Genomic DNA, 22695 nt, shown 5'->3' with positions numbered 1-22695 from the left:
AACGTATTCAGCGTCATAAATCATTAGTCCAAATTGCATCACGTGGTAGAAGCTCAATGGGCTGGTTTTATGGCTGTAAATTACATATTGCGATGAATCAATTTGGTGAAATTGCTTGTTCTGCTTTATCGAATGGATATGTTGCTGACATAAAAATGGTTGAACAATTGGTTGCTGGTATAAAAGCAAAACTTTATGGGGATCGAGGTTACATCAGCCAAGAATTAAAAAGTAGGTTACAAGATCAAGGTATTGATTTGATTACTTATCATCGGAAGAACATGCGGTCTGTTGAGCTCAGTGTGCCAGATGAATATCACTTAAAACAGCGCAATAAAATAGAAACGTTATTCAGCCTATTGAAAGGTCAATACAATTTAGTGACGAGTGAAGCACGCAGTGTTCGTGGATTTCTCAGTGGAATTTACGCCTCGTTATGTGCATATCAATTAACCCATCGAAATAAGCCAACAATTCAAATTATTGATTCATCGGCTTAAGCAGGATTCGGGTTATATTAAACAGTTCACACGTTTTGGATTTATGCTGTGATTCTTTATAAAACTGCATGACTTTTTCGCGTAGATCGACAGAATATGTTTTTGGCATGATCCTAAATCTTAGTGTTTTTTCTATTGTAGCTCATATTGGATTTTTAGCTATATTGAACATTCTGTTGCATCAATAATAACCCAATTAAAGTGTTCATCTGCTGTGGTGATAGATCGTTTTGGAAGCGTAAAACGCCTTGATTTCATCAACGCATCCTCAACCTTTTTTATGGTTCGATTCACGTTACTCTCAGCAATATGATAATGCGCCGCCAATTCTAGCTGAGTGTTGTAGTTTCTTAAGTAATTGAGCGTTAACAACAATTGATCCTCAAGCGCTAATGTATGAGGACGCCCTGATTTCTTTTTAAGTGATTCTGCTTTTGCTAAAACCTCGACCATTTCAGTAAAAACTTGCCGAGGTACGCCAACCAAGCGTTTGAATTCAGAATCTGAAAAATGGTTTAATTTCTGATATCTCATGACATTTATATGGGGATAGTTTTTACTTTCGCAAGAGGTCTAGTGTGTGAAATCAATTTCTTCAACTATAAGATTTAAAAACAAATAGTCTGCTTATTGACAGTTAGTAAATAATCTAACCATTTATCCAGTATTTCTACAAATGAATCAAGATTAATCTCATCGTGATAGGCATCGCCAAATCGCTCTTTAAAAATAATATGATCTTCTTCAATAATTGCTTTAGCAGAACCATTCCAATTAGCAAGTTCAACTTTCCGCATTATATTTTCAAGTTTATATAGCTTAATGATACTTAATATTCTATATATTGAGTCAGTTGTATTAAATGAACCTATAAAATTAGCTGTATCACTCCAATATTTTTCTTCGCCATTTTCAAGCGTCTGTGTAATGGTCAAGTAAGGGAAATGAATGATTTCACCACCCTCATATTCTTGAGTCCAATTAAAAAAAAACTTCACTTTCATGAATACTAATCCTGCATTAAACCTGATTTATAACGCAGAATCATTTCATCTACCGCATAAACAATATCATTATCTTCAGCACTCAAATTCAAATCTATCGCAATTTTTTTCATATCCCTCATATCTTTATAAGTAAATTTTCTTAAAAAAAGATCTAAAATCACATATCTGACTTCATCAATCATTTTATTTTTGGAAGTGCTTATCAAAATTTCTTTCAGTCGTTCTAATTGCGCATCTTTTATCTTCTCGAAATCAAAATACAAGTGGAACACAAACCATTCAACACCTTTGGTCTTTAGTAAATCTTCATCCGATAAAACTTTCATATAAAAAATAAATATATCACCAGGAAAACTTTCCGCTAAAAGCATACTATATTCAATTTCATGTACAAGATTATTTAAAAACTTACTATTGCCACTTTTACCTTTTCTAATAAAAACTTCTTTTTCAATATGATCTAAATTCACATATTCTCCATAAGTATATTCAACGTTTTAAACAACACTTCTATCTACTTTTTTCTTGAATTAATAAAAACTCCGCCATCAACTGATTTGCCCAAGAATAAGTATGTTTAACCTCTTCATAGATACCACAATGACTTCCTTTTTTCGTTGTGATAACGACAATATTATCCATTTTTTTAATCATATCTTTATAAGATTCTAAGTTTTGAATATGACAGGTCATCTTCTGCATTTAGAATCCTCAAAGGTATTTTGACATTTCACATTCATTTTAGTTCATGTACGAAAGCTATGTAACCCGAATCCTGCTTAAGGCAATGAGACAATTCATCTTAAGATTTATGCATCATTTTGATCATAAAAAAGTATTTACCTTGATCTGATAGCACTAAAAATTAATCATAAAATTACATTTAGCTTATGATTTTAAAGAAAAATCCTTATCCGCGATTCGGGTTATGTAAAAGTCATTCCCTGATCAGCATATTCAACTGTTTTAACTTAATTAGATGGCGCTTGAGCCATTCTTTGCCCCATTAAAGTCGCCAAAGCTTCAATACCACTTTTCGGACGGATCATCACTTCAAAATCAATCATTTGCCCTACATCATTAAAACGAATCATATCAATCCCTTTTAATTTTTTATCGCCAATATTCGCAGAAAACTCTAATACAACATTTAAACCATCCTCAGAGTAAAACTCACGGTGATAAGTGAAGTTTTCAAAGATTTGAATCACATTGCTTAAAATAAAAAATACAATTGGCTTACCTGGATAAGGATTAAATGCAACAGGTGAACGAAACACAATATCATCCGCCAATAGCTCATTGAGAATAGACATATCTCAGTTATTTAACATTTCATGCCAGCGTGCAATTGATTGTTGAGTCTGTTGAATCGCCATATAAAATTCCTTTTTTAATTCATTAATTATATTTTTGCAAAAAGTTGACTCCTCTTTGATCATGTTGAGTCAAAGAGGAGTCAGATCAATTAAATGATTACTGCCAATTCAGCCCCTTGGCGAATCGCACGTTTTGCATCCAATTCACCTGCTTCTTTAGCACCACCAATCAAGTGAACAGACTTACCTGCTTGCTGAAGTTGATCAAACATCGCCGTGAATGATTCCTGACCTGCACAAATCACAACATGATCAACGTCAAGCACCGACGACTGACCATCGACTAATATGTGTAAGCCAGCATCATCAATTTTTTCATAGCTCACGCCCGGGATCATATTCACATTGCGATTTTTTAATCCTGTGCGATGAATCCAACCTGTCGTCTTACCTAATCCTGCACCTACTGATTTCGCTTTACGTTGCAGTAAATAAATTTCACGTTCAGACTGCTCAACCACAGGTTCTTTTAAACCACCCACATTCGCATAACTCGTATCGATGCCCCATTCATCGTAAAACTTATCCGCATTTAAACTCGAACTATCACCTGAATGGGTTAAATATTCTGCGGTATCAAAACCAATACCACCTGCACCAATAATTGCGACGCGCTTACCTACGGGCACGCGATCTTTGAGCACTTGGATATACGACAAGACCTTCGGATGATCAATTCCTGGAATATCAAGATGACGTGGACTAACACCTGTCGCCACCACAATTTCATCAAAATCCGAATCATTTAACTCTTCAAATGTTGCGGTATGGTTCAACTTTAATTTGATATTTGGTTTGAGTTCAATTTGACGTTTAAAATAGCGTAGTGTTTCGTAGAACTCTTCTTTGCCCGGAATCGTTTTAGCAATATTAAATTGACCACCGATTTGAGGCGTTGCATCAAAAATAGTGACTTGATGACCACGATCTGCAGCATAGGTTGCAAAACTTAAGCCTGCTGGACCTGCACCAATCACCGCAATTTTTTTAACTTGCTCACTTTGTTTAAAAATTAGTTCTGTTTCAAAACACGCACGTGGATTGACTAAACAGGTGGCAATCCTTAATGAGAAAATATGATCTAAACAAGCTTGGTTACAACCAATACAGGTATTGATTTCATCACTTTTACCCGCTTCAGCTTTATTCACAAATGCAGAATCCGCCAGTAATGGTCGTGCCATAGACACCATATCCGCATGTCCTGAAGCCAATACATGCTCAGCCATTTCAGGTGTATTGATACGGTTTGAAGTAATTAAAGGCACTTTGACATGACCTTTTAGTTTTTCAGTCACCCATGTGAATGCAGCACGTGGCACTTTGGTGGCAATGGTTGGAATACGAGCTTCATGCCAGCCAATCCCTGTATTGATAATCGTTGCACCCGCTTTTTCGATTTCTTTGGCAAGGTGAATCACTTCATCTAAGGTTGAACCGCCTTCAACCAAATCTAGCATCGAGAGACGATAAATAATAATGAAGTTTTCACCCACTTCTTGACGGGTACGTTTGACGATTTCAATGGGTAGACGAATCCGATTTTCATAACTACCACCCCATTCATCATCACGGTGGTTGGTACGCGCAGCGATAAATTCATTGATCAAATAGCCTTCTGAGCCCATGATTTCAACGCCATCATAGCCTGCGTACTGAGCCAACTTCGCGCAATTGGCAAAATCCGCGATGGTTTGGTTCACTTCCGCAGACGTCAAAGCATGTGGTTTTGTTGGATTAATGGGTGCTTGAATCGCAGATGGCGCGACATTATCAGCTTGATAAGAATAACGTCCTGTATGCAAAATTTGCATCGCGATCTTACCACCTGCATCATGTACAGCTTGGGTAACCACTTTATGTTTTTCAGCTTCTTCTCGTGTGTCTAATTTTGATCCACCTGCAAACGTCACCCCCGCATCATTCGGTGCGATTCCCCCCGTTACAATTAAGCCGACACCACCCGCCGCACGCTCTGCGTAAAATGCAGCCATTCGATCATAGCCGCCGGGTACTTCTTCTAATCCAATGTGCATTGATCCCATCAAGACACGATTCTTTAATGTAGTAAATCCTAAATCTAAAGGCGCAAGTAAATTTGGATAATTTGACATCAGTACTCCTTGGCTGGCTTCCGCTGGCATTTTTGTTGTTTAGTACAATGTGTTGCATTCGTATTCAATAACTTTATAAGCGAGAATTGCATTTTGTGCAACATGTTGCATAATAGACCGATATCAATTTTGTTAGAAAAATTAAAAATGTCACTTTCCCATGTACTGCTCACGAGTTTACTTGAAAGACCGAGCTCAGGTTTTGAACTCGCACGTCGTTTTGATAAGTCTATGGGATTTTTTTGGAAAGCCACGCATCAGCAAATCTACCGTGAATTAGGTGCTATGCAATCCAAAGGCTGGATTTCAGTTATCGATCATGAAAAAGATACAGGTCGAAAAAAAACCTACCAAGTTGAATTGGCAGGTCGAATAGAACTTACTGAATGGCTCAATAAACAAGGTCAACCCGCTCAGTTACGTGAAGAACTGATGGTTCGTTTACGTGTCGAAGCACAATTAGGACAAAATACTTTACTGCCAGAGTTGGAACGTCATTTAATTTTGCATCAAAATCAGTTAAAACTTTATCAAATCATTTTTGATAAAGACTTTGCCCATTCCAATGATCAAGATCGAAAACTCTATATTCATAAAATGATTTTGCAGTTGGGTATCGAACTCGAACAAGGTTGGATCAATTGGCTAGAACGCGTGATCAATCAGCTTAAACAATTTGATCAAACATCGAAATAAAAGTTAACCAATATTCCGAATTGGAATTAAAAATTAAAATACATTGCAAAAATAAAAAATAGGTTAAATATGGCTCACTTTAAAATGCCTGACGGCGAAAACCTTTATGTCCGAATCATTGGTCGTGGTGAACCTGTGTTGGTGCTATCAGGTCTAGGCATGCAAAGTTGGCAATGGTTTCCTTACCTAGCACCCAATTTCAATAAATTCCAATTTATTATTCCAGATTGGCGTGGTTTCGGAGGCTCTAAACACTGTGCCATTCCCGAAGATCTAAATGCCATACAAAATCATTGGCGTGATGTCGAAAGTCTCATTGAACAGCTTCAATTAGATCAATTTATTTTGATGGGATATTCCATGGGGGCAACCACTTCCATGCATGGCTTTCACTATGGAGATTTGGCTTCAAAAATTAAAGCATATTTACATATCGACCAAACGCCAAAAATTAGTTGCGATGAAACATGGGCTTATGGTTTGCTTGGTGATCAACACCCTGAGCTTAAGCAATTACTAGCATCCTTAGACGAATTTTTAACACAAAGAAGTGCTATCAAGTTCATTGATGATCTATCTACACCAGATCGTAAAAAGTTAACGGAAATGTGGCTTGATTTCATTCAATTACAAGCCTTAGATCCTTACACTCCTAAAATCTTTAGATTTGCATTGAATATTCCAAAACTGAAAAATCATGTATTGCCGATTAAACGGATAGATTATTTGAAATGGTACATTTCCAATTACCTCAATCACGATGAAGATTATCGTGCTGCGCTTGCGTCATTAAAATGTCCAACGACTTTTTTTATTGGTGCGAAATCAACCTTATATCCACGCGATGGACAGCTAGAAATTGCAAGCTCAGTTCAAAATGCTAATACGGTTCTATTCGAAAGATCTGGACATACACCATTAACGTCAGAACCTGTAAAATTTAGCAAAGAAATTTCCAAATTTCTTAGACATAATATTTAAAGCAACTTCCAAAATAAAAGGCTCTGATACAGAGCCTTTATATATGTATATGATCAGTAAATTCAGATCAATGAATCCGTATTGTCCGATTACTTATAGTTGAAGTTCTCGATCACACCTTTATCTGCTAAGGCTTGAATTTCTGATTCATTACGATAGCGACTAATTATTTTAGAGGTATGCTCACCCAACATCGGTGGTGCACGATGATACTCTACTGGCGTGTCCGACATTCGAATGGGTGATGCAATCATTTTGAATTGGTCGTTTAAGGCATGTTCAATTGGAACAACCATATTACGATGCTGAATTTGTGGTTCTTCAAATGCATCTGCAATGCTGTTGATCACACCGACTGGCACTTTATACTGATGAATCGCATCTACCCAATGTTTTGCATTGTCTGTTAAGAAATGCTGACTCAGATATTGAATCAGTTCAACTCGATGTTTAACACGATCTTGGTTTTTAACATAACGGTTATCCTCTAATAATTCAGGCAAACCAATCGCAACGCACAAGTCTTTAAATTGCTTGTCATTTCCACATGCAATAATGAACTCTTTATCCTTCGCCTTAAAGGTTTGATAAGGCACAATATTGGGATGACTATTTCCCATACGCTTTGGAGAAACACCTGTAGTGAGATAGTTCATGCCTTGATTGGCTAATGTCGCAACTTGAACATCTAACAATGAAATATCAATATATTGCCCTCGACCTGTATGTTGTCTTGCGATCAATGCCGCCTGAATGGCTACAGTGGCATAAAGCCCTGTTTGAATATCAACTACAGCAACACCCACCTTTTGAGATCCTGCTCCCGGCTCGCCTTCTTTTTCACCGGTGATACTCATCAACCCTGACATCCCTTGAATCACAAAGTCATAGCCGGGTTCTTCAGCACGTGGTCCAGTTTGACCAAAGCCTGTGATTGAGCAATACACCAATTTCGGATTGATCGCACTCAAGCTTTCAAAATCCAGCCCATATTTAGCCAATGAACCGACTTTGTAGTTTTCGATGACCACATCCGAATTCATCGCAATATCTCGAACCAATGCTTGACCTTCTGCTGTCGCTATATCAATCGCAACCGAATACTTATTCCGATTCGCACATTGAAAATAGCCCGACTCACGTGTCATTTCACCAGATGAACTCATCATCCAAGGGGGCCCCCAAGTCCGCGTATCATCCCCGATTGTTGGACGTTCTATTTTAATCACTTCCGCACCTAAGTCTGCCAAAATTTGTCCGCACCATGGCCCCGCTAACACACGACTTAGATCTAAAACACGAATTCCCTGTAATGCGCCCATTTTCCATCACTCCCTTCATTTCAAGCTTGGCATTTAACGTTCTCAAAGAAAGCTTCCAAGCTTGAAACTTTCATTATTTTTTAGGTTTTACTGGTGCTTAACGTATCAGCTTTGACAGTCGTTTCTGTTGTTGTGCCACCCGCTATACTGCTATCTTCTTTGACTGGATTAACCAGTGAGGATTGTTGCGGATCGTATTGACGTTCACGAATCAATAATCCCGGAATCACACCTGCGATGAAGTAAGCTGCGCCCATCACAATAAATGCCATGGTGAATGAGCTTCCAGCCGCAATCATCCCAATCGTCGCTGGAGCAATCGCAGCACCCAAGCGTCCCATATTATATGCACCGCCAATCGCAGTCCCACGCACATCTGTTGAGAAACTCTCAGCCATATACGTTGCATTTACACCGTAGGGAATGCCATATAGGAAACCAAAGATCACCAATAGATATGCAATATTGTCCGGTGTATTAAAGAAAATAATCACAGGTAAGAATGCCGCAGTCGTGACCGTTCCAAAGACAAAGGTTATTCGACGTCCTAACTTATCAGCTGCATAACCCGCTAGTATTTTACCCAAAATCATCGCTGTATATGCACCTACCATATAACCCGTTAGGGCTTTAAAGTTCATATTCAGTTCAGTTTCAAGATACATCGGCATCCAGTTATTTACACCATAATAGCCAAACTGTAAGAACGCGGCCGTGGTCATCCAAAGCAAGAACATTTTGCGATGTTGGGTATGACTGAAAATACGTTTATAAATACTTTCAGACGCTTTAGCCGTGGGTTGTGCTGAAACCGGTTGATTAACTTGTGTGCTAATAGGATCAAGCTTTAATTGTTTGCGCTTAAGCTGATTAATTTTTGCTTCTTGCCAAGATGCAGGCTCAGGTACATAACGCATAAAGATTAAAGCAAAAGCCGCTGGAATAATGGTGACATAAAACAACATACGCCAGCCATGATCAGGAATAATCGCACCTGCCATTAAAGTTGCGACGATATAACCCACAGTTTGACCCGTTTGAAGTGTTCCCAGTACGGTTGTGCGATATTTGGTGGGAACATATTCAGCCATCAAGGTATTACACGCCATATAAAGTGAACCCAAACCAAAGGCACCAATAAAGCGTAAAATCATAAATTGCTCATAGCTTTGGGTAAAACCCAAAATACAGGTCATAATCGAAAAGAAAACCACTGACCAAGCAATCGTTTTTACACGACCAAATTTGTCGCAAGCCCATCCCCCCGTAATACCACCTAGCGCCATACCTGCCAATGAAGCACTGCCTAACATCCCTGCTTCAAAATTGGTTAAGCCAAATTCAGCTTTTAAACTGGTTAAACTAAATGACAGCAACATGATATCTACGCCGTCGATTACCAGCGAGACAAATGCAAATATAAAAGCCAGCTTCCATGTTTTCGACGTGATCTTATGTGCTGTACCCACATTTGAAGGAAGTTTTAATCCCATCACATCACTATTTTGTATTTCATTATTCATCATCCATACCCTCATTTTCCCAAATGAGTCATCGGTTCTAAGCTTAAATACTTCCCTATATAAACTTATGATTATTCTTGTTTTTATATCAGTTTATAATTTTTAAAGGGCAAAGCATCTCTATAGACTCTCGATGAATCCTTTTTTAATATATTATTAAATTGATTCGTTGATTGAGGAAATCATCCTGATTCCCTCAGATGTACACCAACAGATATCTTTAATTCGCGAAAGCTGCGATACCTGTTTGGGCACGACCTAAAATGAGTGCATGGACATCATGTGTACCTTCATAAGTATTCACAACTTCAAGATTCACTAGATGTCGAGCAACACCAAATTCATCGCTAATGCCATTTCCACCCATCATGTCACGTGCTACACGTGCAATATCGAGGGCTTTACCACAGTTATTACGCTTAATTAGAGATGTACCTTCAACAGATGCAATACCTTCATCCTTCATACGACCAAAGCGCAAAGCCACCTGTAGACCTAAAGCGATTTCAGTTTGCATATCTGCAAGCTTCTTTTGAATCAATTGATTCGCTGCCAATGGACGACCAAATTGTTTACGATCCATCGTATATTGATGTGCAGCATGCCAACAGAATTCTGCTGCACCCATCGCGCCCCAAGCAATACCGTAGCGAGCACTGTTTAGGCAAGTGAATGGACCTCTTAATCCGCGCACTTCTGGAAAGGCATTTTCCTCAGGAACGAAAACATTATCCATCACAATTTCACCCGTGATCGATGCACGTAAGCCCACTTTGCCATGAATAGCAGGCGCTGAAAGACCTTCCCAACCTTTTTCTAAAATGAAACCACGAATGTCGCCAACGTTGCCTTCAGCAGAGACTTCTTTCGCCCACACCACGAAGACATCAGCTATTGGGCTATTGGTGATCCACATTTTGGCACCAGTTAAACGATAGCCACCCTCTACTTTTCTCGCTCGAGTAATCATACTGCCCGGATCAGAGCCATGATCAGGCTCAGTTAAGCCGAAACAGCCAATGTATTCACCTGTGGCAAGTTTTGGTAAATACTTTTGCTTTTGCTCTTCAGAGCCGAATTCATTAATGGGAACCATCACCAATGAACTTTGCACACTTGCCATTGAACGATAACCTGAATCGACACGCTCAATTTCGCGAGCAACTAATCCGTAACTCACATAATTGAGTCCCGCACCACCATATTGTTCTGGAATGGTTGGGCCTAAGAGGCCAAGCTCACCCATCTCACGGAAAATAGTCACATCTGTTTTTTCATGACGAAATTGTTCAAGTACACGTGGTGCAAGTTTCTCTTGGCAATAAGCAAATGCAGTATCGCGAATCATGCGCTCATCTTCGGTTAACTGTTGTTCGATCAAAAATGGATCTTGCCAATTGAATTGAACTTTTGCTTTTTTTGTCGTGACCATTTGATTCATAGCATCCTCTGCTTATTTAGATCATTATTTTCATCTTGATGCTATGTCTGTGTTCGCTATAATTCAAACGATATATATGCATGCAGATATGCTATTTTGGAATATCTAAATTTAAATTGAATAAATAAGCGTGTTTTAAATGTCTAATTTCAAATCAATGCTTTTAAAATTTGAATATTTTGCATAGATTAAAGCATTAACTATGTATTTAACTTATACCTCAATGGATCAAGGACTCATCCATGCGGCGAACTATTCCATCTCTACAGGGACTGTTATGTTTTGAATCTGCGGCAAAACATCAGAGTTATACCCACGCATCTCAAGAGCTTTTTATTACCCAAAGTGCTGTATCCCGACAAATCCAACAGCTAGAAGACTTACTGGGTTTAAGCTTATTTAACCGCACACGACATGGCGTTGAATTGACTCAAGCGGGTCAGCAGTATTATCAAAGTATTAAGCCTTATTTAATTGGCTTGGAGCAATGTACTTTAGATGTCATTACACACAAAGGTTTAGGTGGAACTTTAAAATTAGGCGTTGTACCAACTTTTGCCACTCGCTGGCTACTGCCTAAATTACAACGGTTTAATCAGATTCATCCTGAAATCACCATTCATTTAGAAACCAGTACGAAACCTTTTTTATTTAATGAAAATATATTTGATGCTGCCATTTATGCAGGTACGCAACAACAAATTGACCATTGGCCAGGTACACAAACCCATTTTTTAATGAATGAAGATGTCGTACCCGTCTGTTCACCACAACTGATCGAAAAACATTTTCCTGATGCTAAAAAGATAAATCCTCATTGTTATGATCTCGACTCAGAACAGATCATTCAACTGCCTCTGCTACAACAAACGACTCGTTTGAATATTTGGCAGGAATGGTGCGAAAAGCATCAAATTGAACACCCCAAACCTTTTGAAGGACAGCGCCATGAACTTTTTTCTATGCTCGCTGTTGCAGCAACACATAGCATGGGTATGGCACTGATCCCTCAAATGCTGATCAAAAAAGAATTGGAATCATCAGAACTGGTGATGGCTACCGATAAAAAACTTACAGGCGTTCGATCTTATTATCTTGTGCATTCTAGTCAGGAAAATTCAATGCTCATTGAAAAATTTGTGGATTGGATTCAACTCGAATTACAAAATGAAGCACCCCCATATCCTTTTGGAGCTAATGAATGAACAGCGGAATCAAAAAGCCAATCAAAAAGATAGTGATTTTCTCTGGTGCAGGCATGAGTGCTGAAAGTGGAATTAGTACCTTTCGTGACAGCAATGGTCTATGGGAAAATTATGATATTCAGGATGTTGCTAAGCCCGAAGCTTGGGCGAAAGATCCTGAACTTGTGCAACGATTCTATAATGAAAGACGTAAAAATATATCCGAAGCTAAACCCAATGCAGCGCATCAGACCATCGCAGAATTAGAATCGAATAATCAGTATGATGTACAAGTAATTACTCAAAATATTGATGATTTACATGAGCGTGCGGGAAGTTCAATCGTATTACATTTACATGGCAATATTCGTCTTGCTAAAAGTTCTGGGCCCAATGCTCAATATAGTCAGGAGTTTTACCTCATTACAGGGGATGAACTCAAATTAGATCGTGATTTATGTCCACTGGGTTATCCCTTAAGACCGCATGTGGTCTGGTTTGGCGAAGCCGTCCCAGCTTACGATGAAGCCATACAGATTATTCAAAATGCTAATATTTTTATCGTGATTGGTTCTACATTGACGGTATATCCTGTTGCAGGATTAATCTATGAAATTTCTAAACAATGCCAAGCGTTCTATATTGACCCTCAGGCAGATCACTCTCGTGTACCCGATCAGTACCAATGTTTAAAGATGACTGCAACTGAAGGAATGCATCAAATTCTAAAACTTATTTAAAAATTTTAATCCGTTATAGTGCCAATTTCTTCGGCTAAAATATTTGCATCTACACAATTCAAATTCAGAAATAATTACAATCCATTTCGTATAAAAACAAAAAACCAGTGATCAACTTTGACTTAAAGCTGTCAATCACTGGTTCATATTGATGAAGGTTAACCCTCTACCATTTTATTTCATTTTATTGATCCACGGTTTGCATAGACGATACAGAAGGAAAATCACCATCGCTAACAGATAGAGTGGCCAAAACGTAATCATGATCACCAATAAATCTAGAACAAAACGCCAGCCATATTGAATTCCATTCCATGCGCGTTTCCAGAAACTATCACCATTGAGTCGTGCAACTGCATCAACATCAATATCTATACGCTCACGAACCAAGGTAGGCTGACTGATCGCAAGCGTAATGGTGCTATAACGAACTCGATCTTGTACTTCCATACGAGTCAGTCGTGCAATTTCATTCATCTGAGCATTACGTGTATCGCTTGGCACAGTCTGCGTTTGAGAAATTTTATCTTCAAGCAGTCTGAGTTCATAACGTTTAGCTGAGTATTGTTGTTGATTTAAAAAATACATCAAAGGTAAAAGTTGATTCACCACATTGGCTGCACGTTCACTCGGAACACGAATCACCATGGATGCAAGTGGATCAACTTTTTCAAAAACTTTAACCTTACCTTCAGCAATACTTTGTCGATTAGAATCGACAACATTAAAGTCGATATTCTTTTGTTCAATAAATCCACCCGCCTCTAGCGTAATCTTTTCCACTGCAAGCGTGGTCTTGACAACATCCTGCGCGCTAAAGTTGATATTTGCTTCTCGAACCATACGACGAGCAGATTCAGCAGGATTAACGTCTGTATTCAATATCACATCAGGCTTTTGTTCAGTAACAGGCGTTGTATTTGGCTCATTGGTCATTGCATCGACAGCAGCTTGAGCATCCGCCGCATCTGCCGCGACAACCTGTTCAGCATTTGCCTCAACATCTGCTGATGCTTCTTCAGTTCTTTTTGAACAACCCGCTAAAGTAATCGCACATAAAAGTGCAATTAAAAATTTATTATTCATTTCAAGTCTACTTAATGTATTAGAAAAATCTAAAAATAGTTATTTTGCTGGGCAAGTATAAATGTTGATTATTCGTTCTAAAGTAATGAATTGTTATAAAAAAAGATGATGCATATGCATCATCTTTCTGAAAAGTCTGAAATTAGTAAAATCTTAAAGTTGATCTATAAAGCTTCAATGCAATTAACTTACACGATCAACTTCAGTTTCTTCATAAGCCTCAACCGCAATTTCAGAGATCATATTTTCAAAAGAGAAAATTTGATCAAGCTGAGCTTGCGTCAATAAACCTTGCTCCAATACAACTTCTTGAATCGTTTTATTTTCAGCAATACATTGCTTCCCTATTTCATCACATTTCGCATGACCTAAAATTGGATCAAGCAAAGTAATGATCCCGACACTACGCATGACGGCATCGAAACATGTTTGTTCATTTGCAACGATACCTTGCACACATTTTTCATCGAGTGTTTGAATCGCACTCACTAGAAGTTCAATGGATTCATTCATCGATACAGCAATCACAGGCTCCATCACATTCAACTGTAATTGCCCTGCCTCTGCAGCAAAGGTAATGGTTAAATCGTTCCCAATGACTTTAAATGCAATTTGATTGACCACTTCTGGAATGACCGGATTCACTTTTGCAGGCATAATGGATGAACCTGCTTGTAATTCAGGTAAACGAATTTCAGCCAACCCTGTTCGTGGTCCTGAACTTAATAATCGCAAGTCATTACAAATCTTAGAAAGTTTGACGGCTAAACGTTTTAATGTACTCGATAAAATAATAAAGACACCACAGTCACTGGTTGCCTCAACATAATCTTCCGCACCAATTAAATTTAACCCTGTAATTTTAGATAAATATTGATTGGCAATATTTGCATAACCATGTGGTGTATTCACACCCGTACCAATGGCAGTTGCACCCAAATTTATTTCTAATAATAAATGACGTGTTTTTTTGATCAGTCGAATATCTTCTTTTAATAATGTTGCAAATGCATGGAATTCTTGACCAAGCGTCATTGGAACTGCATCTTGTAATTGAGTTCGCCCCATTTTTAATACAAAATTAAACTCACTTGATTTTAATAAAAGACTATTAATCAGATTATTCATGACTTCAAATAATCCATCTAAAGCATAATAAGTCGCCAGTCTTAATGCGGTTGGATATACATCATTGGTGGATTGAGATTTATTTACATGGTCATTTGGATGAATAATATCGTATTTACCTTTTTCATATCCCAGTATTTCTAGGGCAATATTGGCAATAACTTCATTACTGTTCATGTTAATCGAGGTTCCTGCACCCCCTTGATAAACATCACTTGGAAATGAAGACGCCCATTGCTCTGGATGATCGATTAAAACATCACATGCTTTCTGAATCGCAATACTTTTTTCTTCTGCCAATAATCCGAAGTTTTGATTGGCTTGTGCAGATGCTTTTTTCACTTGTGCCAAAGCACGAATAAAGTGACTTTGCTCACCTACTGTATGCTTAGAAATCTTGAAGTTATCTAAGGCTCTTAAAGTATGAATACCATAATACTGATCCATTGGAACTTCACGATTTCCCAATAAATCTTTTTCAATACGTACTGCTAGAGGTTGAACCGTTTCCATGTTATGACTCACTCATTAGAATTGTAATATGTACCCAAACATCATATGCCTATTGTCCTTTTTAAATAGGCATAATTGATACGCTTTTGGCTAAACATTATTATTAAGTATAGCTAGATTGTACCCATTGTTAACTCTTGTAAATGGCATAAATTAAATTATAAAAAGCAACTTCTAGAATTGAGTAAATGCTGATTTTGATGGATTAATAAAGCATAATTTTTTATAGATGGAATTACAGTTTTAAAATCCCTTTTTTCCATTTGTATCCATTTGTACAATTAGATACAGAAGATGCTCATAATCGCATTATAAAAATCACAGTCAAAAAAAATGATTCTATGGTTGAATCAGCTGATTAATTCGCCACACATAATTAAAAATCAATGCTTGGAAGAATTGACTCATTATGACAAAAGGATAAGTTATGAATTTTACCCACCCCACCGTCGTCACGTTTATATTTTATATAATCGCGATGGTATGCATTGGATTGTATGCATATAGAAAAACCACCGATTTTTCGGATTATATTTTAGGCGGTCGTAGTCTTGGTAGTTTTGTGACCGCACTTTCAGCAGGTGCATCTGATATGAGCGGTTGGTTGCTCATGGGTTTACCTGGTGCTATTTTTCTCACTGGACTTTCTGAATCATGGATCGCGATTGGCCTGATTATCGGTGCATGGTTTAACTGGTATCTGGTTGCTGGTCGTCTACGTGTGCATACAGAAGTACAAAATAATGCCTTAACCCTGCCTGATTATTTTACCCACCGCTTCGGTGATAAAAAGAAACTGCTGAGAATTTCGTCTGCACTCATTATTCTGGTGTTTTTTGCAATTTACTGTGCTTCAGGCATGGTCGCAGGTGCTCGTTTATTTGAAAGTATTTTTGGGTTGTCTTATACCACTGCATTATGGGTGAGTGCGATCGCTACCATGAGTTATGTTTGCATTGGTGGATTTCTTGCCATTAGTTGGACGGATACATTCCAAGCTGGATTGATGATTTTTGCATTGTTACTTGCTCCGTTTATGACGTATTTGGCTATAGGTGATACCACCCAACTGTCGATGCTCATTGAAACCGCTCGTCCACATGCGTCCAATATGTTTACAGGCATTAGTGCTCTCGCTATTATTTCCTCAATGGCATGGGGCTTAGGCTATTTTGGTCAACCGCATATCTTGGTACGCTTCATGGCAGCGGATTCAGTTAAATCCATTCCAAATGCCCGTCGTATTGGTATGATCTGGATGATTTTATGTCTTGCTGGTGCTGTGGCTGTTGGTTATATCGGTATCGCTTACTTCCAACTTCACCCTGAGCTTGCTGCAGCTGTAAATGCCAATCCTGAAACCGTATTTATGGAATTGACTAAGATTTTATTCAATCCATGGATTGCAGGTATAATTTTAGCGGCAATTTTGGCTGCTGTTATGAGTACACTCAGCTGTCAACTTCTGGTTTGTTCAAGTACGCTAACGGAAGATTTATATAAATCATTCCTACGTAAAAATGCCAGTCAAAATGAGTTGGTATGGGTTGGACGCTTAATGGTACTGGCAATTTCAGTGCTTGCTATCATTCTTGCGATGAATCCTGAGAGCAAGGTCTTAGGTTTAGTTTCCTACGCTTGGGCAGGATTTGGTGCAGCATTTGGTCCATTGATTCTATTGTCTCTGTTCTGGAAACGTATGACTTTAAACGGTGCTTTGGTCGGTATGATCGTTGGTGCTGTCACCGTGATCCTGTGGAAAAATGCACTGGGACACCTTGGATTATATGAAATCGTACCGGGATTTGTACTTTCATTGATCAGTATCGTTCTGGTGAGCTTGATGGGTAAAGCACCTGAAAAAGAAGTCACTGATCGTTTCGATAAATCTGAAGAAATTTATAAACGCGAAATGGGTTAATTCTTTTCACTGATAATATTTACACTAAAAAAGAGGCTGAACAGCCTCTTTTTTATATTTAATCGATTGAGATCTGAGAGCTCAACATGCCCGCTATTTTGGCTTATAACTTAGCTTAATCTGAGAACTGTCTTTAATGACTTCCATTACAGGGTAACTACGCGTTTCTTTTACGCCAGGAAGTTGCCAAAGCACCTGACCAGAAATACGGCGAAACTCTTCCATATTCGCGCAACAGATCTTGACCAGAAAATCGAAGCCCCCACTAATCATATGACATGCCATAATTTCAGGGTATTCAAAAACAGCTTCCGAAAATGCTTCCAGTGCATTCGGTGTGGTTTTATCAAGCAATATCTCCACAAAAACCACAAAATTAGCTCTTAACAAATTGGGATTCAGCTTGGCTTCAAAACCTAAAATATAACCTTCAGCAGTGAGCTTTTGAACACGTGCAAGTGCCGCCGTTGCAGATAAATTGACTGCTTCAGCTAATTTAATATTCGAGATTTTTCCATCTTTTTGAAGAATATCTAAAATTTTAATATCGATGCGGTCGAGTGTCAGTCCATTGTTTGACATAAGTATTATTCTCTAAAGATAAGCCAAAATATAGTGAGTTATTCGTCATATTTTCTGTAATGATAAATTATATAAGGCAAATCATTCAACAATTTTTAATGCTTCACAGGACGTGGATATGAACACCATAAAATCTACTCAAGCCACAATATTAAGCCCTAGCTTTGAGTATATTACCGAATTTAAAGACAAAAATGATTATGAGTCAGCAGTAAATACTGCTTGGCGCCGTGATGAATCTGAATGTATCCAAAACCTGATTCATCACACTGCAATCGATCAGGAATTAAATCAGAAAATTTATGATCTTGCTTTTAATTTGGCGCATAGCTTACGTGATCGCAAAAGCTCAGGTGGTAAAGCGGGCATCGTACAAGGTTTACTCCAAGAGTTTGCGCTCTCCTCTCAAGAAGGCATTGCCTTGATGTGTTTAGCAGAGGCGCTTCTGCGTATTCCTGACAGTGCAACGCGTGATTTATTGATCAAAGATAAGATTAACCAAGGCAATTGGAAAGATCACTTAGGTCAAAGTAATCTGATGTTTGTCAATGCTGCAGCATGGGGGTTGATGCTGACCGGTAAATTGATGGAAACACCGAAACAGCAAAGTTTATCGAGTATGTTGACCTCACTTTTAGCACGTAGTGGTCGTGGCATTATTCGTAAAGCGGTCGATGTGGCTATGCGTATGATGGGTGAACAGTTCGTCACCGGTGAGACTATTGAAGAAGCTTTAGAACATGCTGAAAAATTAGAAGAAAAAGGCTTCCGCTATTCGTATGACATGCTCGGTGAAGCAGCCCTTACTGAACAAGATGCTAATCGTTATCTCGAAGATTACACGCAAGCTATTCATGCGATTGGTAAAGCATCACAAGACAAAGACGTGTATACAGGTCCAGGGATTTCAATCAAACTTTCTGCGCTACATCCACGTTATCAACGCTCACAAATTTCACGTGTACACGATGAGCTTTATCCGAAGATTCTTGATTTAGCGATCTTGGCGAAGAATTACAACATTGGTTTAAATATTGATGCAGAAGAAGCTGATCGTCTTGAGATCTCACTCGAACTACTCGAACGCCTATGTTTCGAGCCTGCTTTAGCAGACTGGAAAGGCATTGGTTTTGTCATACAAGCTTATCAAAAACGTTGTTTCTACGTGGTTGACTATATTGTTGATTTAGCAAAACGTAGCCGTAAACGTTTGATGATTCGTTTAGTGAAAGGTGCTTATTGGGATAGTGAAATTAAAAAGGCACAAGTGGATGGGATGTCGGACTACCCTGTATTTACACGTAAAGTGCATACAGATTTGTCATACATCGCATGTGCGAAGAAGCTTTTAGCTGAACCAGATTATATTTATCCTCAGTTTGCAACGCATAACGCTCAAACGCTCGCGACAATTTATCATTTGGCAAATCCTGAGCAATATTATGTGGGTCAGTATGAATTTCAGTGCTTACATGGCATGGGTGAACCGCTGTATGAGCAAGTGGTCGGGCCGAAATCTGAAAATAAATTGAATGTCCCGTGTCGTATTTATGCCCCAGTAGGCAACCATGAAACACTCTTGGCTTATCTAGTCCGTCGTCTACTTGAAAATGGTGCGAATACTTCTTTCGTCAACCGTATTGCTGATAAAACTTTAAAAATTGATGATTTGATTGAAGATCCTATTCACGAAATCATGCATACAGCAAAAGTGACCTCAAATATTGGTGAAATGCACCCGGCTATTCCATTGCCTATCGATGTTATCCAACCTATACGCCAAAACTCAAAAGGCTTAGATTTAGCGGATGATTCAACCTTAACAGCACTGAATCGTGTCGTTATGGAAAAGACTAATCAGCAATGGCATTGTCAACCCATGCTTGCGAAAGAACCCTCTTCTCTCAAAACTTCGAGTTCTAGCGCTGAAATTAATTTCGTATCTCAAAAAGATACAGCGATTGCTCAAGCGATTATCAATCCAGCAAACCATACAGATCATGTTGGTACTGTGATTGAAGCGACACATGAACAAGTTGATCAAGCTTTGCAACAAGCTCAAAATGCAAATCAAGCTTGGACATTAGTGTCAAATGAAGACCGTGCAGCAATGTTATTAAAAGCTGCCGACATTATGGAATCACGCATCCAAGAACTCATGGTTTTACTGAGCCGTGAAAGCGGTAAAACCTATGCCAATGGGATTGCAGAAGTTCGCGAAGCTGTCGATTTCTTAAGATATTACGCATCTCAAGCGATTTCATTTGGTCGTCCTACGCAATTAAAGCCTTTGGGAACAATCTTGTGTATCAGCCCATGGAATTTCCCATTGGCCATTTTCACAGGTCAAATCTCAGCGGCATTAGTCGTTGGTAATTGCGTGATTGCAAAACCTGCGGAACAAACACCGTTGATTGCAGGTTTAGCTGTCGGTATTTTACGTGAAGCGGGTATTCCTGAAGCTGTCTTACAACTGTTACCAGGTCGCGGTGAAACTGTGGGTGCTCAACTTTCGAGTGATCATCGTATTCACGGGATTATGTTCACTGGATCGACTGAAGTTGCCAAGATTTTGCAAAAGACTGTGGCGAAACGCTTAAGCCCTTCAGGACAACCGATACCGCTCATTGCAGAAACCGGTGGTCAAAATGCGATGATTGTTGATTCTTCAGCACTCACAGAACAAGTGGTTCTAGATGCTGTCAATTCAGCATTTGATAGTGCGGGTCAACGTTGCTCTGCCCTTCGTGTCCTTTGTGTGCAAAAAGACAATGCTGACGTATTGATTCAAATGCTGAAAGGTGCAATGGCACAATTAAAATTGGGTAATCCACAATTGTTAAATACTGATGTCGGTCCTGTGATTGATACCGAGGCACAGCAAAATATTCAAAATCATATTGAAATGATGCGATCAAAGGGCTATCCCGTTCATCAATTTAAGCTTGAAAGCTCAAACAATAGTGAAAATTCCAAAAATCTTGAAAATCTCAACCAAGGTACTTTTATTCCACCGACATTGATCGAATTACCGCATTTGGATGATCTTAAACGAGAAGTCTTTGGTCCGGTATTGCATGTGATCACCTATAAATATGGCGAGCTCAATCAATTACTTGAACACATTAATGCCAAAGGCTACGGATTAACGATGGGTTTACATACGCGTATTGATGAAACGATTCAAACCGTAATTCAAAAAGCGCATGTCGGCAACCTGTATATCAATCGCAATATTGTGGGTGCTGTCGTCGGTGTTCAGCCTTTTGGAGGCGAAGGTTTATCTGGGACGGGTCCTAAAGCAGGTGGACCGCTCTACCTTTATAAATTGATGCAACCCAATACGTTAAGCTTTAAACAACCCTTTGGTATGCTCAATCAGCTTACTGTCGCAAACCAAACTGCACATCACACTTCAGAGCATGACCATTCAATTTATGCGATGTTCAGGACTTGGGCAAAACAACAATTCCCTCAAGTTGATTTGACAGAGGTTTACTCTCCAGTCGGTATTTATGAATTACCTGGTCCGACAGGTGAATCGAATCAATATACGGTTTTACCCCGTGAACGTGTATTAAGTATCGCTCAAACTGAACAGCAGTATTTAGCGCAAATGAATACCATCTTCGCTGTTGGTGCTCAACTGACCGTATTGGCGGATCATACTTTTGTGCTCCAACATTTGTCTAAAATGCCTGAGAAATTGCGCCAAAACATTCATAGCATTTCAAATATTGAATCTGGTCAATTTGATGCTGTTTTCCATCACGGTACTCAAGCCCAATTGACTCAGCTACAAGATCAAATTGCTAAGCGCGATGGTGCAATTATTGCGATCAGCCATTTCGAAGAGAATCAAACCCAATTATGTATTGAGCCTTTAATCATCGAACGTGCATTGAGTATTAATACGGCTGCTGCAGGTGGTAATGCAAGCTTGATGACTTTAGAAAGTTAAGGGATTTCTCCAAGTTATTGAATTAAAAAAGCAGTCTCAGGACTGCTTTTTTATTTTGAGTTAATCATCTTAAACGATGCTACTTTCAACTCAGATATTTAATTGTATTGAGAACATATCGTAGATTAGAAATAACCAAGAACAGCATTAGATTTTAAAAATTGAATGGCCCATTTCAGCTCAGTTAATTCCCGTAATAAAAGATTATTTCGATCTATAAAGCAGCTTAAATTCAATCATCTCAAAGAAATATTTTAAATAGAAATACTTTACTTTGGTAGAGCTTGATTCAATGTTTGCAAATAACGTTCCGCATCAATCTTGGTTTCAAAAGCAATCTCATACACACCCGCTTTTTGTAAACTATTCGGCGTATATTCAATATTCACAATAAATTGACCTTTTGCTTCTGATCGTGAAACTCGCACAGCAATAATATGTTGTGCATTTAAATAAAACCCATTTTCTATTTTAACTAACATAGTTCACTCTGACGTTTTTACGATACTCATCCAAAACCTAGATCACTTCAACATGACCAATAAAAACAGGATAGGCTGATATTATTTTGTGTAATTTATCACAATAGCTACATATTATACAAAGTATATCTCAAT

General features: G+C 38.5%; 17 protein-coding genes and 3 pseudogenes. 7 read left to right on the top strand and 13 right to left on the bottom strand.

Annotation, left to right across the window (positions count from 1 at the left end; genetic code table 11):
- A partial coding sequence (locus tag AC5YCE_RS11165; RefSeq protein ID WP_496172056.1) for an IS982 family transposase occupies nt 1-500 on the top strand: 500 nt, incomplete at its 5' end.
- A 162-nt stretch (nt 501-662) separates the two neighbouring features.
- Here AC5YCE_RS11165 and AC5YCE_RS11160 read toward each other — a convergent pair.
- The 6 genes and pseudogenes from AC5YCE_RS11160 to AC5YCE_RS11135 all read right to left on the bottom strand — a co-directional run.
- A pseudogene (locus tag AC5YCE_RS11160) lies at nt 663-1034 on the bottom strand (transposase family protein); the annotation flags it as partial.
- A gap of 74 nt (nt 1035-1108) precedes the next feature.
- A complete protein-coding gene (locus tag AC5YCE_RS11155) occupies nt 1109-1504 on the bottom strand; it encodes a hypothetical protein (RefSeq protein WP_496172090.1) in 396 nt (131 codons plus the stop codon).
- Between the two features lie 5 nt (nt 1505-1509).
- Nucleotides 1510-1977, bottom strand: a complete 468-nt coding sequence (locus AC5YCE_RS11150) for a hypothetical protein (protein WP_496172089.1) — start codon at nt 1975-1977, stop codon at nt 1510-1512.
- 40 nt (nt 1978-2017) lie between these two features.
- Nucleotides 2018-2237: pseudogene (locus tag AC5YCE_RS11145) on the bottom strand (alpha/beta hydrolase); the annotation flags it as partial.
- 241 nt (nt 2238-2478) lie between these two features.
- Nucleotides 2479-2886: pseudogene (locus tag AC5YCE_RS11140) on the bottom strand (nuclear transport factor 2 family protein).
- A gap of 89 nt (nt 2887-2975) precedes the next feature.
- Nucleotides 2976-5000 (bottom strand): oxidoreductase, encoded by a 2025-nt coding sequence (locus AC5YCE_RS11135; protein ID WP_496172088.1) that lies wholly within the window; start codon nt 4998-5000, stop codon nt 2976-2978.
- Nucleotides 5001-5147: 147 nt separating this feature from the next.
- Here AC5YCE_RS11135 and AC5YCE_RS11130 point away from each other — a divergent pair, with 147 nt between their 5' ends.
- Entirely contained in the window at nt 5148-5696 is a 549-nt protein-coding gene (locus AC5YCE_RS11130; protein WP_496172087.1) for a PadR family transcriptional regulator, read from the top strand.
- Between the two features lie 69 nt (nt 5697-5765).
- Nucleotides 5766-6677 carry an alpha/beta fold hydrolase gene (locus tag AC5YCE_RS11125; RefSeq protein WP_496172086.1) on the top strand — a complete coding sequence of 304 codons (912 nt, stop codon included), beginning with the start codon at nt 5766-5768 and terminating at the stop codon, nt 6675-6677.
- Between the two features lie 89 nt (nt 6678-6766).
- Here AC5YCE_RS11125 and AC5YCE_RS11120 read toward each other — a convergent pair whose 3' ends face one another.
- The 3 genes from AC5YCE_RS11120 to AC5YCE_RS11110 all read right to left on the bottom strand — a co-directional run bounded on the left by AC5YCE_RS11120 (nt 6767) and on the right by AC5YCE_RS11110 (nt 10963).
- On the bottom strand, nt 6767-7999 hold the full coding sequence (locus tag AC5YCE_RS11120; RefSeq protein WP_496172085.1) for a CaiB/BaiF CoA transferase family protein: 1233 nt from the start codon (nt 7997-7999) through the stop codon (nt 6767-6769).
- 80 nt (nt 8000-8079) lie between these two features.
- Nucleotides 8080-9522, bottom strand: a complete 1443-nt coding sequence (locus AC5YCE_RS11115; RefSeq protein ID WP_496172084.1) for an MFS transporter — start codon at nt 9520-9522, stop codon at nt 8080-8082.
- A 220-nt stretch (nt 9523-9742) separates the two neighbouring features.
- Complete coding sequence (locus AC5YCE_RS11110) at nt 9743-10963, bottom strand: acyl-CoA dehydrogenase (RefSeq protein ID WP_496172083.1); 1221 nt, start codon at nt 10961-10963, stop codon at nt 9743-9745.
- 242 nt (nt 10964-11205) lie between these two features.
- Here AC5YCE_RS11110 and AC5YCE_RS11105 point away from each other — a divergent pair, with 242 nt between their 5' ends.
- Together AC5YCE_RS11105 and AC5YCE_RS11100 are read left to right on the top strand one after the other, a co-directional pair.
- Entirely contained in the window at nt 11206-12168 is a 963-nt protein-coding gene (locus tag AC5YCE_RS11105) for a LysR substrate-binding domain-containing protein (protein WP_496172082.1), read from the top strand.
- Nucleotides 12165-12887 carry an SIR2 family NAD-dependent protein deacylase gene (locus AC5YCE_RS11100; protein ID WP_496172081.1) on the top strand — a complete coding sequence of 241 codons (723 nt, stop codon included), beginning with the start codon at nt 12165-12167 and terminating at the stop codon, nt 12885-12887. The genes AC5YCE_RS11105 and AC5YCE_RS11100 overlap by 4 nt, the downstream gene beginning before the upstream one ends.
- Before the next feature lie 174 nt (nt 12888-13061).
- On the opposite strand, the gene AC5YCE_RS11095 is transcribed toward AC5YCE_RS11100, so the two are convergent.
- Both AC5YCE_RS11095 and aspA read right to left on the bottom strand, forming a co-directional pair.
- Nucleotides 13062-13973 carry a DUF4349 domain-containing protein gene (locus AC5YCE_RS11095; RefSeq protein WP_496172080.1) on the bottom strand — a complete coding sequence of 304 codons (912 nt, stop codon included), beginning with the start codon at nt 13971-13973 and terminating at the stop codon, nt 13062-13064.
- A gap of 183 nt (nt 13974-14156) precedes the next feature.
- Entirely contained in the window at nt 14157-15614 is a 1458-nt protein-coding gene (gene aspA, locus AC5YCE_RS11090; RefSeq protein ID WP_496172079.1) for an aspartate ammonia-lyase, read from the bottom strand.
- Nucleotides 15615-16041: 427 nt separating this feature from the next.
- Between aspA and putP the strand changes: the two genes are divergently transcribed.
- On the top strand, nt 16042-17535 hold the full coding sequence (putP, locus tag AC5YCE_RS11085) for a sodium/proline symporter PutP (protein ID WP_496172078.1): 1494 nt from the start codon (nt 16042-16044) through the stop codon (nt 17533-17535).
- A gap of 93 nt (nt 17536-17628) precedes the next feature.
- Here the strand turns inward: putP and AC5YCE_RS11080 are convergent, their stop codons facing one another.
- Nucleotides 17629-18117 carry an Lrp/AsnC ligand binding domain-containing protein gene (locus tag AC5YCE_RS11080; protein WP_496125915.1) on the bottom strand — a complete coding sequence of 163 codons (489 nt, stop codon included), beginning with the start codon at nt 18115-18117 and terminating at the stop codon, nt 17629-17631.
- A 118-nt stretch (nt 18118-18235) separates the two neighbouring features.
- On the opposite strand from AC5YCE_RS11080, the gene putA reads away from it, so the two are divergent.
- The gene (gene putA, locus AC5YCE_RS11075; RefSeq protein WP_496172077.1) at nt 18236-22078 is read left to right on the top strand and encodes a trifunctional transcriptional regulator/proline dehydrogenase/L-glutamate gamma-semialdehyde dehydrogenase; all 3843 of its coding nucleotides are present in this window, start codon (nt 18236-18238) and stop codon (nt 22076-22078) included.
- Nucleotides 22079-22347: 269 nt separating this feature from the next.
- Here putA and AC5YCE_RS11070 read toward each other — a convergent pair whose 3' ends face one another.
- Nucleotides 22348-22560, bottom strand: coding sequence for a hypothetical protein (locus tag AC5YCE_RS11070; RefSeq protein WP_496125913.1), 213 nt, complete (start codon nt 22558-22560; stop codon nt 22348-22350).
- Between the last annotated feature and the right edge of the window lie 135 nt (nt 22561-22695).

It is taken from the genome of Acinetobacter sp. CY79 (genome assembly GCF_059515845.1).
The sequence above is the reverse complement of the archived record's forward strand: the minus strand, read 5'-3'. Positions and strand labels throughout refer to the sequence as shown.

Bases quoted from the DNA above. Each gene is read 5' to 3' on its own strand.
- AC5YCE_RS11135 (WP_496172088.1), bottom strand. From the start codon at position 5,000: ATGTCAAATTATCCAAATTTACTTGCGCCTTTAGATTTAGGATTTACT.
- AC5YCE_RS11080 (WP_496125915.1), bottom strand. From the start codon at position 18,117: ATGTCAAACAATGGACTGACACTCGACCGCATCGATATTAAAATTTTA.
- AC5YCE_RS11100 (WP_496172081.1), top strand. From the start codon at position 12,165: ATGAACAGCGGAATCAAAAAGCCAATCAAAAAGATAGTGATTTTCTCT.
- AC5YCE_RS11155 (WP_496172090.1), bottom strand. From the start codon at position 1,504: ATGAAAGTGAAGTTTTTTTTTAATTGGACTCAAGAATATGAGGGTGGT.
- AC5YCE_RS11105 (WP_496172082.1), top strand. From the start codon at position 11,206: ATGCGGCGAACTATTCCATCTCTACAGGGACTGTTATGTTTTGAATCT.
- AC5YCE_RS11125 (WP_496172086.1), top strand. From the start codon at position 5,766: ATGGCTCACTTTAAAATGCCTGACGGCGAAAACCTTTATGTCCGAATC.
- AC5YCE_RS11110 (WP_496172083.1), bottom strand. From the start codon at position 10,963: ATGAATCAAATGGTCACGACAAAAAAAGCAAAAGTTCAATTCAATTGG.
- putA (WP_496172077.1), top strand. From the start codon at position 18,236: ATGAACACCATAAAATCTACTCAAGCCACAATATTAAGCCCTAGCTTT.
- AC5YCE_RS11120 (WP_496172085.1), bottom strand. From the start codon at position 7,999: ATGGGCGCATTACAGGGAATTCGTGTTTTAGATCTAAGTCGTGTGTTA.
- putP (WP_496172078.1), top strand. From the start codon at position 16,042: ATGAATTTTACCCACCCCACCGTCGTCACGTTTATATTTTATATAATC.
- AC5YCE_RS11115 (WP_496172084.1), bottom strand. From the start codon at position 9,522: ATGAATAATGAAATACAAAATAGTGATGTGATGGGATTAAAACTTCCT.
- AC5YCE_RS11070 (WP_496125913.1), bottom strand. From the start codon at position 22,560: ATGTTAGTTAAAATAGAAAATGGGTTTTATTTAAATGCACAACATATT.
- AC5YCE_RS11130 (WP_496172087.1), top strand. From the start codon at position 5,148: ATGTCACTTTCCCATGTACTGCTCACGAGTTTACTTGAAAGACCGAGC.
- AC5YCE_RS11095 (WP_496172080.1), bottom strand. From the start codon at position 13,973: ATGAATAATAAATTTTTAATTGCACTTTTATGTGCGATTACTTTAGCG.
- aspA (WP_496172079.1), bottom strand. From the start codon at position 15,614: ATGGAAACGGTTCAACCTCTAGCAGTACGTATTGAAAAAGATTTATTG.